Annotated in this window: 16 protein-coding genes; 2 read left to right on the forward strand and 14 right to left on the reverse strand. The window is 67.8% G+C overall.

Going from position 1 to position 14,278, the window contains the following annotated elements; genetic code table 11:
- The first annotated feature begins 1 nt into the window (after position 1).
- The gene (locus EOD42_RS12690; RefSeq protein ID WP_127787917.1) at positions 2-970 is read left to right on the forward strand and encodes an ABC transporter ATP-binding protein; all 969 of its coding nucleotides are present in this window, start codon (positions 2-4) and stop codon (positions 968-970) included.
- Positions 971-980: 10 nt separating this feature from the next.
- Here the strand turns inward: EOD42_RS12690 and EOD42_RS12695 are convergent, their stop codons facing one another.
- From EOD42_RS12695 to EOD42_RS12760, 14 genes are all read right to left on the reverse strand, one after another.
- The gene (locus EOD42_RS12695; protein WP_127787918.1) at positions 981-1,610 is read right to left on the reverse strand and encodes a VOC family protein; all 630 of its coding nucleotides are present in this window, start codon (positions 1,608-1,610) and stop codon (positions 981-983) included.
- A gap of 4 nt (positions 1,611-1,614) precedes the next feature.
- Entirely contained in the window at positions 1,615-2,790 is a 1,176-nt protein-coding gene (locus EOD42_RS12700; protein ID WP_127787919.1) for a class I SAM-dependent rRNA methyltransferase, read from the reverse strand.
- A gap of 36 nt (positions 2,791-2,826) precedes the next feature.
- Positions 2,827-3,063, reverse strand: coding sequence for a hypothetical protein (locus tag EOD42_RS12705; RefSeq protein WP_127787920.1), 237 nt, complete (start codon positions 3,061-3,063; stop codon positions 2,827-2,829).
- Between the two features lie 156 nt (positions 3,064-3,219).
- On the reverse strand, positions 3,220-4,611 hold the full coding sequence (locus EOD42_RS12710; RefSeq protein WP_127787921.1) for an aspartate aminotransferase family protein: 1,392 nt from the start codon (positions 4,609-4,611) through the stop codon (positions 3,220-3,222).
- A gap of 74 nt (positions 4,612-4,685) precedes the next feature.
- Positions 4,686-6,002: an NtaA/DmoA family FMN-dependent monooxygenase gene (locus EOD42_RS12715; protein WP_127787922.1), complete on the reverse strand. Its 1,317-nt coding sequence runs from the start codon at positions 6,000-6,002 to the stop codon at positions 4,686-4,688.
- A gap of 117 nt (positions 6,003-6,119) precedes the next feature.
- A complete protein-coding gene (locus EOD42_RS12720) occupies positions 6,120-6,485 on the reverse strand; it encodes a HesB/IscA family protein (RefSeq protein WP_127787923.1) in 366 nt (121 codons plus the stop codon).
- A gap of 14 nt (positions 6,486-6,499) precedes the next feature.
- Positions 6,500-6,853, reverse strand: a complete 354-nt coding sequence (locus tag EOD42_RS12725) for an SUF system Fe-S cluster assembly protein (RefSeq protein WP_240655148.1) — start codon at positions 6,851-6,853, stop codon at positions 6,500-6,502.
- Positions 6,846-7,313, reverse strand: coding sequence for a Fe-S cluster assembly sulfur transfer protein SufU (gene sufU / locus EOD42_RS12730; RefSeq protein ID WP_127787924.1), 468 nt, complete (start codon positions 7,311-7,313; stop codon positions 6,846-6,848). Before sufU ends, EOD42_RS12725 begins: the two co-directional genes overlap by 8 nt.
- A complete protein-coding gene (locus EOD42_RS12735) occupies positions 7,313-8,557 on the reverse strand; it encodes an aminotransferase class V-fold PLP-dependent enzyme (RefSeq protein WP_127788334.1) in 1,245 nt (414 codons plus the stop codon). Before EOD42_RS12735 ends, sufU begins: the two co-directional genes overlap by 1 nt.
- Positions 8,557-9,789, reverse strand: a complete 1,233-nt coding sequence (gene sufD / locus EOD42_RS12740; RefSeq protein WP_127787925.1) for a Fe-S cluster assembly protein SufD — start codon at positions 9,787-9,789, stop codon at positions 8,557-8,559. The genes EOD42_RS12735 and sufD overlap by 1 nt, the downstream gene beginning before the upstream one ends.
- Before the next feature lie 5 nt (positions 9,790-9,794).
- Positions 9,795-10,535: a Fe-S cluster assembly ATPase SufC gene (gene sufC, locus EOD42_RS12745; RefSeq protein WP_127787926.1), complete on the reverse strand. Its 741-nt coding sequence runs from the start codon at positions 10,533-10,535 to the stop codon at positions 9,795-9,797.
- Positions 10,535-12,043, reverse strand: a complete 1,509-nt coding sequence (gene sufB / locus EOD42_RS12750; RefSeq protein WP_127787927.1) for a Fe-S cluster assembly protein SufB — start codon at positions 12,041-12,043, stop codon at positions 10,535-10,537. Before sufB ends, sufC begins: the two co-directional genes overlap by 1 nt.
- Positions 12,044-12,058: 15 nt before the next feature.
- Positions 12,059-12,508, reverse strand: a complete 450-nt coding sequence (locus EOD42_RS12755; protein ID WP_127787928.1) for an SUF system Fe-S cluster assembly regulator — start codon at positions 12,506-12,508, stop codon at positions 12,059-12,061.
- Positions 12,509-12,565: 57 nt separating this feature from the next.
- The gene (locus EOD42_RS12760) at positions 12,566-13,432 is read right to left on the reverse strand and encodes an amidohydrolase family protein (RefSeq protein ID WP_127787929.1); all 867 of its coding nucleotides are present in this window, start codon (positions 13,430-13,432) and stop codon (positions 12,566-12,568) included.
- Positions 13,433-13,516: 84 nt separating this feature from the next.
- On the opposite strand from EOD42_RS12760, the gene EOD42_RS12765 reads away from it, so the two are divergent.
- Entirely contained in the window at positions 13,517-14,269 is a 753-nt protein-coding gene (locus EOD42_RS12765; protein ID WP_127787930.1) for an SDR family oxidoreductase, read from the forward strand.
- Positions 14,270-14,278: the final 9 nt, after the last annotated feature.

Here is a 14,278-nt window from a genome sequence, read left to right on the forward strand (position 1 = left end):
CATGACCGAGCCGCTGCTTTCCGTAAAAGGCCTGGCCAAGCACTTCACCGTCCGCAAGGGCTTCCCCAAGCCCAAGACCACGGTGATCCGCGCGGTCGAGGATGTGTCGCTGACCATCAACCCCGGCGAGGCCTTCGGCCTCGTGGGGGAATCGGGCTGCGGCAAATCCACCGCCGCCCGCGCCCTGCTGCGGCTGATCGAACCCGATGGCGGGGAGGTGCGCTTCGGCGGGCAGGATGTGCGTGCCGCCCGCGGGAAGGACCTGATCGCCCTGCGCCGGCGCATGCAGATCGTCTTCCAGGACCCGTATTCCTCGCTCGATCCCCGCCAGTCCATCGGCTCCGCGCTGACCGAACCCATGCGCGTGCACGGCATCGCGCGCGGTGAGGACGCGAAGAAGCGCGCCCTGGCCCTGCTGGAGGAAGTGGGCCTGCCGCCCAACGCCTTTGATCGCTACCCGCATGAATTCTCGGGCGGGCAGCGCCAGCGCATCGGCATCGCGCGCGCGCTGACGCTGGAACCCGAACTGATCGTGGCGGATGAACCCGTCTCGGCGCTGGATGTGTCGGTGCAGGCCCAGGTGCTGCTGCTGCTGCGCGAATTGCGGCAGCGGCGCGGCCTCGCCTTCCTGTTCGTCAGCCATGACCTGTCCGTCGTGCGCTGGTTCTGCGACCGGGTGGCGGTGATGTATCTCGGCCGGATCGTGGAGGAAGGCCCGGTCGGCCGCGTGCTGGCGAACCCGCTGCACCCTTACGCGCGGATGCTGCGCGATGCCTCGCCCGAACCGGACCCGGCGCTGCGCGGGGCGCTGCCGCGCATCGTGGGGGAGATTCCGTCAGCCGCCGCACCACCGCCGGGCTGTCCGTTCCACCCTCGCTGCCCAAGCGCCATGCCCGAATGCAGCCAGGTGTTGCCGGCACTCAAGCCCACGCCGGAAGGCGGGTCCGTCGCCTGCCACCTCTACGGATAGGTTCCGGGCCTCACCACAATTCCCGCAGGCCGGCGGGCGTGTCGATCAGGGCGCGATAACGCAGCTCACTGCCCTGTTCGATCGCCGGCGGCCGGTCGATGCCCAGGGCCTCATACCGCCGCGCCAGTTCCGCCGCGCGCGGGTGTTGCAGCGAGAAGGAATGCAGCCGGGCGCCGAGATCGGCGATGGTGGCCATGGAGCGCGGCTTGCCGCGCCTGTCGATGATCGAGGGCAGCGCGCCGCCCATCGGCAGCGAACCGTCATCGGGAATCGCGAAGTCGAAGGTCGGATCGATCCAGGGCAGCGCGGTCTTGCGGCCGAACACATCCGCCTGGCCCAGCTGGTCCAGCTCCGCCCTGGCCACCCAGCCGCGCAGCCGCCGCCCGGCCTGCCAATCGGCCCGCACCGCCGCCTGGTCATCCAGCCCGAACCAGCGGGCGCGGGGCGGCGCTGCACCCTCGGGGTCCAGCGCCACGATCTCCAGATAGGTGCCCGCGCCCAGCTGCAGCAGGTGGTTAAGGGTGCCCATGTAGAGGTGGCGCTGGCCGAAGGGCACCTCCAGCCCCAGGCAGCCGCGCACATGCGCGACGCCCTCGGCCAGAGAGGGCGCGATGACCGTCAGATGGTCCAGCGCCAGCATTGCGTCAGTCCAGCGCGTACATCAGCGCCTTCAGATAGGCGCTTTCGGGCAGCATCGGGTGCACCGGGTGGTCCACCCCTGCCCCGCCCTGGAACAGCAGCCGAGCCTCGCGCCGCGCGCGCCAGATGCCGTGCGCGACCGCATCGGCATAGGGGCCGGGCGCGACGTGGTGGGAGCAGCTGGCCATGAACAGGATGCCGCCCGGGGCCACCAGCTGCGCCGACAGGCGCGCCAGCCGGGCATAGGCCCGCAGCGCCGGCTGCTCATCCTTGCGGGCCTTGGCGAAGGCCGGCGGGTCGGCGACCACCACCTCGAAGCGGCGGCCCTCATTCACCCAGCGCTCCAGAACCTCCAGCGCGTCGCCGCGCACGGATTCGACCTGGTTCAGCCCATGCGCCTGGGCGGTGCGGGTGGCCAGCACGAGGGCGGGTTCCGAGCGGTCGAGCAGCGTGACATGGCGCGCGCCCGCCGCCGCCGCCGCCAGCCCGAAGCCGCCCGTGTGGCAGAAGGCATCCAGCATCGAGGCGCCGTTGCACAGCGCGGCCACGCGGGCCCGATTCTCCCGCTGGTCATGGAACCAGCCGGTCTTTTGCCCGCCGGTCAGGTCCAGCTCGAACCGGATCGCGCCCTCGGCGACATGGGCGGTGCTGCCCTCACCGTGCAGGACCGCGACGCCTTCCTCCAGCCCCTCCAGCTTGCGCACCGGGCTGTCATTGCGGGCGACGATCAGGCGGGGCGCGATCAGTTCCTGCAACGCCGCCACGATATGCGGCATGGCGGCATCCATGCCGGCGGTGTTGGCCTGCACGGTCACGGCATCGCCGTGGCGGTCGATGATGAGGCCGGGCATGCCATCGGCCTCGGCATGGACCAGGCGATAATGAGGGCTGGGCAGCAGGCGGTCGCGCAGGGCCAGGCAACGGGCGATTCGCGCCCTGTACCAGGCGGCATCGGGCACGGCCTCCGGGCTGCGGTCCAGCACGCGGGCGGCGATCAGGCTGTGCGGGTTGAAGTGCCAGACGCCATGCTTCACACCATCGTCGCCCTCAAGGCGGACAGGGCTGCCTGCGGGCATGCCGCGCAGCTCGGCGTTCATGGCGATCTCGTTGGAGAATGCCCAAGGGTGTCCGGCCTTGACCCTGCGGTCACGGCCCGGAAGCAATCTGATCAGGGGAAGCATGCCGGTTTATCCGCGCCTACCGCGCGGACGGCAAGCTCAGCATTCGCAGCCGTCGGTGGGGCCGGTGCTGCCACGGATCACGTGGTGGTCGATCCATTCCGCCACCAGGCGGCGCGCCTCGGTCACGGAGGATTCGGGGTGATGCACGCGGTACAGCGTGGTGCAGGCCTGGAAGGCCGAGATGTCCTGGGTGCCGGCCTCACGCAGCTCACGATAAGCGGTGACGACGGCGCGCTCGCAGCGACGGGCAATGTAGCTGTAGTCCCGGCCCATGGATCCCTCAGCGGCTGTCCCGCGCGTGGCGGGTGGCGTTGCGAATGTCAGTTGCAGTTGCGAATTACTCTCAACTAACGAAAAGATAGCACATCTGAATGGGCGTTCAAGTGTCCAGTAGGGGCCGGGGCATGAATCCCCGGCCCAAAACCGCCATCAAACGACGGTGAAGCCCTCGCGGCGCAGCTCGACGGCCAGCTTGTCCAGCGCGTTGGTCACGCCGTTCATCATCAGGGCGACTTCTTCCTCGTTGATCACCAGCGGCGGGGAGAAGGCAATGCCGTCGCCGGGCAGGATTCGCATGATCAGCCCCTCGGCCTCGCACAGCTTCTGGGCGCGGGCGGCGATCTTGCGGGCCGGGTCGAAGTTCTTCTTCGCGGCCTTGTCCTCAACGAGTTCGATGGCACCGATCAGGCCCACGCCGCGGGCGTCGCCCACCAGCGGGTGGCTGGCCAGCTTCTGGATGCCCGCCTGCATCAGCGGCGCCACCTTCTTCACATGGCCCACGATGTCCATCTCGTCGTAGATCTTCAGCGTCTCGACCGCGACGGCGGCCGACACCGGATGGCCCGAATAGGTGTAGCCATGGCCGAAGGTGCCGATGGTGTGGCTGCCATCCGCCAGGCCCTGATAGACCTTGTCGTTCACCAGCACGCCCGAGATCGGCAGGAAGGAGGAGGACAGCGCCTTGGCGCAGGTCAGGATGTCCGGCTCGATGCCGAAGGTGGTGCAGCCCCAGTATTCGCCGGTGCGGCCGAAACCGCAGATGACCTCATCGGCCACGATCAGCACGTCGTACTTCTTCAGGACGGCCTGGATCTTCTCGTAATAGGTCTTGGGCGGCACGATCACGCCGCCGGCGCCCATCACGGGCTCCATGAACATGGCCGCGACCGTCTCCGGCCCCTCGCGCAGGATCAGCTCCTCAAGGTCGCTCGCGCAGCGGGTGGCGAACTCCTCCTCCGACTCGCCCGGGCGGCCCTCGTGGTAGTAGTGCGGCGTGGTGGTGTGGAACACGCCCGCGATCGGCAGGTCGAACAGCTTATGGTTGGCCGGCAGGCCGGTCAGGCTGGCGGAGGCGACCGTCACGCCGTGATAGCCCTTCACGCGGCTGATGATCTTCTTCTTCTGCGGGCGGCCGACGGCGTTGTTGTAATACCAGATCATCTTCACGGCGGTGTCGTTGGCTTCGGACCCGCTGTTGCAGAAGAACGCCTTGCTCATCGGCACCGGCGCGCGCTCGACCAGCATCTCGGACAGGTCGATCAGCGGCTCATGCGACTTGCTGGTGAAGGCATGGTAGAAGGGCAGCTTGCGCATCTGCGCGGTCGCGGCCTGCACCAGGCGCTCGTTCGAGAAGCCGAGGGCGGCGCACCACAGGCCGGCCACCGTATCGATATAGCTGCGGCCCTGGTCGTCCCACACGCGCACGCCTTCGCCGCGGGTGATGATCATGGGGCCGTTCGCCTCATGCGCGCGGGCATCGGTGTAGGGGTGCATCGCGGTGGCGATGTCCCGGGTGGCGGAGCTGTTGCGCGGAGGCGTCATCGGAGCCGGTCCCTGAAAGGAAAAGAGGCGCGGATGCTAGACCCGCGCCCCCCCTTCCTAGAACCCCCGATACGTCAGAACTCCCGGAGATTTTCCCGGAACGTCTCGAAACCGTACTCCTTGCGCACCAGGCCGCGCGCCTGGAGGGCAGGCACCAGCCCGTCGACCACCTCGGCCACCACCCGGCGGGAGGTATCGTTGGTCGTGATCAGGAAGCCGTCGCCGCCCACTTCCTCGACCACCTCGCCCATTTTGGCCGCGACAGCATCGCAGGTGCCCACCAGCTCGACCGAACCCGAATTGCCGCGATAGGCCAGCATCGCCTCCCGCAGGGTCTTCTTGCCGGCGTTGCGCTTGAAATCATCCAGCGACTGCTGGTGGCCGTTGGTGGTCAGCGTCATCTCGGCCACCGGCATGTCCAGGTCGTAGGCCGCGAAGTTGATGTTCGTGGTCTTGCCGAAATGCGCCATCAGCTGCGGCAGAGAGGCCTCGGCGCGGGCCAGGCGCTGCTTCTGGCGCAGCTTGGCTTCCTCATCCGTCTCGCCCAGCACGGGCGTGACCAGCCACAGCAGCTTGATGTGGTCGGGGTTGCGGCCGGCGGCGACGGCCGCGGCGCGGACATCGTTGCGGAAGGCGCGCATCCCCTCGATGCCCTTCACGCTGGCGACCACCGTATCCGCATGCTCACCGGCGAAGGCCTTGCCGCGCGGGGAACCGCCGGCCTGGGCGATGACGGGCCGGCCCTGCACGCAGGGGCCGGAGTTCAGCGGGCCGCGCGTCTTGTACCATTTGCCGTTGAAGTCGGTGTGACGGACCTTCTCGTGGTCCGCGAAGAACTTGTTGGCCGTGTCGGCCACGATCGCGTCCGGGTCCCAGCTGTCCCACAGCATGTTGGTGGCCGCAATGTATTCCTCGGCCATCTCATAGCGCAGGTCATGCTCGGGCATGCCGGGCAGGCCGTAGTTCATGGCGGCGAAGTCGCTGCTGCCGGTCACCAGGTTCCAGCCGATGCGCCCGTTGGAGATCTGGTCCAGCGAGGCCACGAGGCGCGCCAGCAGATAAGGCGGATAGGCGAAGGTGGAGAGCGTCGGCACGATGCCGATGCGGCTGGTCGCCGCCGCCATCAGGGTCGCGACCACCGAGGGGTCCTGGCGCGGCACGGACAGCGCGCTTTTCAGATACAGCTCACGCGAGTTGCCGAAGCTCTCGCCGACATAGGAGCTGTCCTCGATCAGCACATAGTCGAAGCGGCCGCGTTCCAGGTGACGGGCCATTTCCACGAACATCTCGGCGGAACGCCAGTCGCGGCCGATGGCGCCGGTGAACGGTTCGCCCCAAGCCTGGACGGCCGAGCCCTGCAGGAACCAGCCGAGGTGAAATTTCTTTGCCATGCGCCATACCCTTGATCAGCGGGGCGGGATGGCAGCGCAGACGGGGGCGGATGACCAGCCCCCCGTCAGACAATCAGTCAGGAAAAATCGCGCGCGGGTGCTTACGCAAAGGGCAGATCAGACGTGGAAGCTCTCGCCGCAGCCGCAGCGGCCCTTCTCGTTCGGGTTCACGAAGGTGAAGCCCTGGCTCATCGCCTTCACCTCATAGTCCATCGTGGTCCCGATCAGGAACAGCGTGGCCTTCCGGTCCACCAGGATGGTCAGGCCCTGGTCGGTCACGCGCTCATCCGTGGGGCCGGCGGCGTCCACGAAGTCGAGGTCATAGGCCATGCCCGAGCAGCCCTTGGTCTTGAGGCCGATGCGCAGCAGCTTGCCGGCCTGGGCGCTGGCGTAATAGCCGCGCAGCTTCTCGGCCGCGGTGTCCGAGATGCGGATCAGCGGCGGCAATTCACGGGTGCGGGGCTTTTCCGTCGTCGTGCTCATCGCGGCTTCCTCCCTCAATACATGTTCAGGGCGAGGCGGGCGTCCTCGCTCATGCGGCTCTGGTCCCAGGGCGGGTCCCAGACGACCTCGACCTCGCAGCCCGTCACACCCGGCACCTGGCCGATCGCGGCCTGGGCCATGCTGGGCAGTTCCTGCGCCGAGGGACAGGCCGGGGTGGTGAGCGTCATCTCGACCTTCACCTTGCCCTCGTCATCGATCTCGATGGCGTAGACCAGGCCCAGCTCATAGATGTCGACCGGGATTTCCGGGTCATACACCGTCTTGAGGGCGGCGATCACGCCTTCCTCGGTCAGGCGGGGGTCGACCTCGCCGTCGGGCGTCCAGGCTGACACGCGGTTCTCACTCACTGCTCGCCTCCTTGCCCTGGTTGTCCAGCGCGTTGTTCAGCGTGTGCCAGGCGAGCGTCGCGCATTTCACACGGCTCGGGAACTCATGCACGCCCGAGAGCGGGGTGAGGCGCTCCATCTCCTCCTCCAGCGCCGCCTGGCAATGCGGGCAGGTGCCGGTCATGGCCAGCTCGCGGAACTGCTCGCCCAAGGCGCGGGCCAGGGCCGGGGATTTGCCCTTCACCGTCTCGGTCATCAGGCTGGCGCTGGCCATGCTGATGGCGCAGCCCCGCCCCTGGAAGGCGGCATCAGCGATGGTGCCGTCCTCATCGAGCGCCAGCCACAGCTCCATCTTGTCGCCGCAGAGCGGGTTGTCGCCGCGGGCGTGATGGGTGCCGTTTTCCAGCCGCCGGAAGTTCCGGGGCTTCCGGCCGTGGTCCAGGATCACTTCCTGGTACAGGTCCCGCAGATCATCGAACATCAGGCGAAGAACCTCCGCGCCGAGGCCAATGCCTCGGCCAGGTAATCGATCTCGGCCTTGGTGGTGTAGAGGCCGAAGCTGGCGCGGCAGGTGCCGGAACCAGCGCCGAGGCGCTCATGCAGCGGCTCGGCGCAATGGCGCCCGGCCCTGACCGCGATGCCGGCCCGGTCCAACAGGGTCGAGAGGTCATGGGCATGCGCATTGTCCAGGGCGAAGGCGAACACCCCGCCCCGGTCCTGCGCCTTTCCATAGATGGTGAGCCCTTCGACATGCGGAAGGGTCGCCATCGCATGATCGACCAGCGCGCGCTCATGGGCTTCGATCGCGGGCATGCCGATCGCTTCCACGTAGTCGATCGCGGCATGCAGGCCCACGGCCTCGATGATCGGCGGCGTGCCGGCCTCGAACTTCGCCGGGGGCTCGGCCCAGGTGGTCTTTTCGTAGGTCACGCTCGCGATCATGTCGCCGCCGCCCAGGAAGGGGGGCATCGCGCGCTGCAGCTCGGCCTTGGCATACAGCACGCCGATGCCGGTGGGCCCGTACAGCTTGTGGCCGGTGAAGCAGTAGAAATCGGCGTCGATGGCCTGCACATCCACGCGGCGATGCACGGCGGCCTGGCTGCCGTCGAACAGCACGCGCGCGCCGGCCTCATGCGCCATGCGGGCGATCTGCGTGGCGGGCGTCACGCTTCCCAGCACATTGGACATATGGGTGATGGCGACGAGACCGACCTTCCCGTCCGCCAGCAGCTCCGCCAGGTGGTTCAGGTCCAGCTCGCCGGCATCGGTGATGCGGCAGACGCGCAGCTGGGTGCCATGGCCGTCCCGCAGCATCTGCCAGGGAACGAGGTTGGCGTGGTGTTCCATCTCGCTGATCACCACGGCCTGGCCGGGCTTCATCAGGCCACGGCCGAAGCTGTGGGCCACCAGGTTCATCGCCATGGTGGAGTTGGAGGTGAAGATGATGTCCTCGGGGCGCGGCGCGTTCAGGAAGCGCGCGCAGGCGACGCGCGCGGCCTCATAGGCGGCCGTCGCCGTCTCACTGAGGTGATAGGCGCCGCGATGCACATTGGCATAGGCGCTCTCCATGGTGCGGACCATGGCGCCGATCACCTGGGTGGGCTTCTGGGCCGAGGCACCGCTGTCCAGGAAGACCAGCTTCTTGCCGCGATGCTCGGTGGCCAGGATGGGGAAGTCGGCGCGGATCCGCTCCACGTCGAAGCCGGGTGTGACCGCGCCGTCCATCACGCCGCCACTCCCTGCCACCAGCCCATCACGGCCTCGTCGAGGGCCGCGCGGCAGGTCTCATCCGCCACGCCGTCCACGGCCTCCGTCAGGAAGGCCTGCACCAGCATGGCACGGGCGGCCTTCTCGGGAATGCCGCGGCTGCGCAGGTAGAACAGCTGGTTTTCGTCCAGCGCGCCGATGGTGGCGCCATGGCTGCACTTCACGTCGTCGGCGTAGATTTCCAGCTGCGGCTTCGCGTCCATCTCGGCGTCTTCCGAGAGCAGCAGCGCCTGGTTCATCTGATAGCCGTCGGTGCGCTGGGCGACCTGGGCGACCAGGATCTTGCCCTGGAACACACCGCGCCCATTGCCGGTCAGCACCGACTTGTAGGTCTGGCGACTGGCGCAATCGGGGGCCGCGTGGTGCAGGAAGGTGGTGGTGTCGGCCAGCTGACCCTGCCCCACCAGCTGCGCGCCGTTCATGTGGCAGGCGGCCTTGGGGCCTTCCAGCGCCGAGTGGATCTCATTGCGCGCCAGCTTCGCCCCGGCATTCAGGGTGAAGTTGTCATAGGTGCCGCCGGCCGCGATCCGGGCATGGATCGAGGACAGGAAATACGCCCCCTGCCCTTCGCGCTGGATGCGGGTATGGGCGCAGGTCGCACCCTCGGCCACCACCACTTCGAAGACCGGATTGTGCAGATAGCCCACGCCGTCCGGGCCCTCGCAGGTCTCCAGGATGGTGACGGAAGCACCCTCGCCCAGCCGCACCACATGGCGCGGGTGGAAGGCGATGGGCCCCGCCCCTTCGGTGACAATGCTGACCAGCTCGATCAGCCCGGCATTCTCGCCGGCCGGGATGTCCAGGAACATGCCGTCCTCGGCCAGCGCCGCGTTCAGGGCGGCGACCGGGGCGGTGGCGCTGTTCTCGACGGTGCCCAGCAGGGGTGCCGCGTCAGAGAGCGGGCGCGGCGGCAGGGTGGACAGGTCCGCCCGCAGCACGCCGTCCACGAATACCATGCGCGCGCGGCCGCGCTGGGCCGGCAGCTCAGGCCGGGCCAGCGCCTTGGGGGCGGCGCCGAATTCGGCGCGCGCCACCGGCGTCAGGTCCGTATAGCGATAGGCTTCGACCCGGCGGTTCGGCAGGCCGGACCTGGCCAGTGCCTCCACGCCCTGGCGGCGCAGGGCGCCGACCCAGGCGGGGGTGGCCAGCGCCTCCGCCCGGCGCAGGAAGGCCTCGGCGTTGCTGGTCATGGCGTTCACGCCGCGACCTCGGCGTAGCCGTGCGCCTCCAGCTCCAGCGCCAGTTCCTTGCCGCCGCTCTTCGCGATGCGGCCGTTCACCAGCACATGCACGCGGTCGGGCACGATGTAGTTCAGCAGGCGCTGATAATGGGTGATGACCAGCGCCGAGAAGCCCGGGCCGCGCAGGGCGTTCACGCCTTCGGAGACGATCTTGAGCGCGTCGATGTCCAGGCCGCTGTCCGTCTCGTCCAGGATGGCCAGCGACGGGTTCAGCAGCGCCATCTGCAGCACCTCGTTGCGCTTCTTCTCGCCACCCGAGAAGCCGACATTCACGCCGCGCTTCAGCATGTCCTCCGGCATCGACAGCTCCTTCATGCGGCTGCGGGCCAGCTTGAGGAACTGCATCGCGTCCAGCTCCGGCTCGCCCCGCTGGCGGCGGATGGCGTTCAGCGCGGTGCGCAGGAAGGTGGCGTTGCCCACGCCCGGCAGCTCGACCGGGTACTGGAAGGCCAGGAACAGGCCGGAAGCGGCGCGCTCCTCGGGCTCCATCGCCAGCAGATCCTTGCCGTGGAAGGTCACGGAACCACCCGTGATCTCATAGCCCTCGCGGCCGGACAGCACGTAGGAGAGCGTGGACTTGCCCGCGCCGTTCGGGCCCATGATGGCATGGACCTCGCCGGCCGGGACTTCCAGATCCAGACCCTTCAGGATCTGCTTGCCGTCGATCTCGGCGGTCAGCCCTTCAATCTTCAACATTACCCCACACTCCCTTCCAGGCTGATCTGCAGCAGTTTCTGCGCCTCGACGGCGAACTCCATGGGCAGTTCCTTCAAGACTTCCCGGCAGAAGCCATTGACGATCAGGCCCACGGCCTCCTCTTCGGAGAGTCCGCGCTGGCGGCAGTAGAAAAGTTGGTCTTCGGCGATGCGGCTCGTCGTCGCCTCATGCTCCACCTTGGCGGAGATGCAGCGGTTCTCGATGTAGGGCACGGTGTGCGCCCCACACTGGTCGCCGATCAGCAGGCTGTCGCACTGGGTGAAGTTGCGCGCCCCGGTCGCCTTGGCGCCGATACGCACCAGGCCGCGATAGGTGTTCTGGCCGAACCCCGCGCTGATGCCCTTGCTGATGATGGTGCTGCGCGTGTTCTTGCCGATGTGGAACATCTTGGTCCCGGTATCGGCCTGCTGGCGGTTGTTGGTGATCGCCACCGAATAGAACTCGCCCACGCTGTCATCGCCCTGCAGGATGCAGGACGGGTATTTCCAGGTGATGGCCGAACCGGTCTCGACCTGCGTCCAGCTCACCTTGCTGCGCTTGCCGCGGCAGGCGGCGCGCTTGGTGACGAAGTTGTAGATGCCGCCCTTGCCCTCGGCGTCGCCGGGGTACCAGTTCTGGACGGTCGAATACTTGATGGAGGCGTCGTCCAGCGCCACCAGCTCGACCACCGCGGCGTGCAGCTGGTTCTCGTCGCGCATCGGCGCCGTGCAGCCTTCCAGGTAGCTGACCGTGCTGCCCTCATCGGCGATGATCAGCGTGCGCTCGAACTGGCCGGTGCTCTTCGCGTTGATGCGGAAGTAGGTGGACAGTTCCATCGGGCATTTCACGCCCTTGGGGATGTAGACGAAGCTGCCGTCGGTAAAGACGGCGCAGTTCAGCGCCGCGAAGAAGTTGTCCGCCTGCGGCACCACGCTGCCCAGATACTGGCGCACCAGCTCGGGGTGGTTCTGCACCGCCTCGGAGATGGCGCAGAAGATGATGCCTTCCTTCTCCAGACGGTCCTTGAAGGTGGTGGCGACGGACACGCTGTCGAACACCGCGTCGATCGCGATGGGCATGCGCCCGCCTTCGGCGGCGTCGGAGGGGCTTTCGCCCGCGCCCTCGACGCCGGCCAGGATCGCCTGTTCCTTCAGCGGGATGCCGAGCTTGGCATAGGTCTTCAGCAGCTCAGGATCGACCTCGTCCAGGCTCTTGGGCTTCGCCTTCTGCACGGGCGCCGCATAGTAATAGGCATCCTGGTAGTCGATGCGCGGGTAGTTGACGGCGGCCCAATCGGGCTCCTCCATCTTCTGCCAGATCGCAAATGCCTTGAGGCGCCATTCCAGCAGCCACCCGGGCTCGTTCTTCTTCTTCGAGATGAAGCGGACGATGTCCTCATTCAGCCCCTTGGGGGCGAATTCCATCTCGATATCGGTCTCGAAGCCCCATTTGTAGCCGCCCTCGGCGACGGACTGAACGGTTTCGATGGTCTCGGTGACTGCAGGCATTGGTCGGGGCCCCGTTCAGAAAGTCAGTGCAGGTGCGGCGCATTGCCGCGCGGGTGGCGTGTTGGCAAGCTGGGCAACGGTAACCCCGGCCAGCGCGTCGCGAATGGCACGGTTCACCGGGTCCCACCGGCCGCGCACGGGGCAGCAGCCCTCGGACTCGCAGCCGCCATGGCCGCCATCCACGCAGGCGGTCAGCGCGATCGGCCCTTCAAAGGCCTGGATCACCTCGGAAAGCGGGATGTCCTCAAGCTTTCGGGCCAGCTTGTAGCCCCCGCGCGCGCCGCGCAGCCCCTCGACGAGGCCGGACTGCGCCAGGATCTTGAGAACCTTGGCGACCGTGGGCTCGGCCAGGCCGCTGGCCAGCGCCAGTTCAGGCACCGCCGCCACGCGCCCACCACATTGGGCATGGCCCAGGCGGGCCAGCACCACGATGGCGTAATCGGTCAGTTTGGATAGCCGCAGCAAGGCATCCTCCTTCGCTGCGGCTCAAATAGGACTTTTGGCGTCCGGTTTCCAGCCCTCTCAGGCGCGGAAATACAAGGCGGTCGCGTTATCCACCAGAATTCTCTGCCGGTCCAGCGCATCCGGGAACCAGTCCGCCAGCCAATCGAGCAGAACCGCGTCGTCATACATCGCAGCCGGGTCCGTCATCTGGGTGTGCGGCCAGTCGGTGCCCCACACGCAGCGGTCGGGCCGGGCGGCGTAATAGGCGCGCGCCAGCGGCGCCAGGTCGTTGAAGGGCGGGCTGGAGGCACGATAGCCGCACAGCTTCACCCAGGTGCGGCCGTTCTCCATCAGCTTGCGCACCCCGGCGGCGATGGGCCCGGATGGCCCCTCGGCGGCGGGGGCGCCCGCCATGTGGTCCAGCACGACCTCGACCGGCAGTTCCGCCAGCACCGGCAGAAGCGCCGCCATGCCCGCACCATGGGCATAGATCTGGATATGCCAGCCCAGCGGCGCGATGCGGGCGGCCAGCCCCTTCAGCTGCTCCACCGGGGTGCCGTTGCCGCTGACCGCGTTGAAGCGCACGCCGCGCGCGCCGCGGGCGTGCATCTCGCGCAGCTGGGCGTCGGTCACGCTGTCATCCACCACCACCACGGCCCGGGCGCGGTCCAGGCCGAAGCCGCGCACGGCATCCAGCGTCACGGCATTGTCGGTGCCCGAGACGCTGGCCTGCACCACCACCATGCGCTCCATCCCCAGCTTCTCGGCCATGGAGAGGTAGTGCGGGATGGTGGCGGGCGGCGGCGTATAGGGGCGCGTGGCGCTCAGCGGATACTGCTCATAGGGCCCGAAGATGTGGAAATGGCAGTCGCAGGCGCCCGCCGGCGCCCTGAAGCGCGGCGTGCCGGTCACCGCACGCGCGGGCACGCAATCATATTCGTACATTCGTTTCCTCCGATGGCTGGGGCCAGCTTGCGGCCCGGCCCGCATCGAAGCAACCTCACGCCCGACAATCCGGAGGAGAGGCCAATGGCTCAGAAGATCGCTGTGGTGACGGGGGCGGGAACGGGAATCGGGCGTTCGGCCGCGCTGGCGCTGCTGGCGGCGGGCTACAAGGTGGCGCTGCTCGGCCGCAGGCTGGACGCGCTGGAGGAAACAAAATCCATGGCCGGGGCGAATGCCGCCCATGCCATGCCCATCGCCACCGACGTCTCCCAGGCCGAGGCCGTGAACGCCGCCTTCGCCCAGGTGAAATCCGCCTGGGGGCGGCTTGATCTTCTGTTCAACAATGCCGGCATGAACGCGCCAGGCGTGCTGTTCGAGGATCTGCCGGTCGAGAAATGGACCGAGATCGTGGCCGTGAACCTGACCGGCAGCTTCCTCTGCGCCCAGGCCGCCTTCCGCATCATGAAGGAGCAGTCGCCGCAGGGCGGGCGCATCATCAACAACGGCAGCATCAGCGCGCATACCCCGCGCCCGGACAGCGCGCCCTATACCGCGACCAAGCACGCCATCACGGGCCTGACCAAGTCCCTGATGCTGGACGGGCGCAAGTATGACATCTGCGCCGGCCAGATCGACATCGGCAATGCCGCGACGCCGATGACCCAGCGCATGAAGAAGGGCGTGAAGCAGGCCGACGGCACGGTGGCCGTCGAAGCGACGATGGATGTCGACAATGTCGGCCGCGCCATCGTCTTCATGGACAGCCTGGACCTTGAGGCCAATATCTTCACCATCACGATCAAGGCCTCGAAGATGCCCTTCGAAGGCCGCGGCTGAGGAGCGAAC

It is taken from the genome of Rhodovarius crocodyli (assembly GCF_004005855.1).
Taxonomy (GTDB): Bacteria; Pseudomonadota; Alphaproteobacteria; order Acetobacterales; family Acetobacteraceae; genus Rhodovarius; species Rhodovarius crocodyli.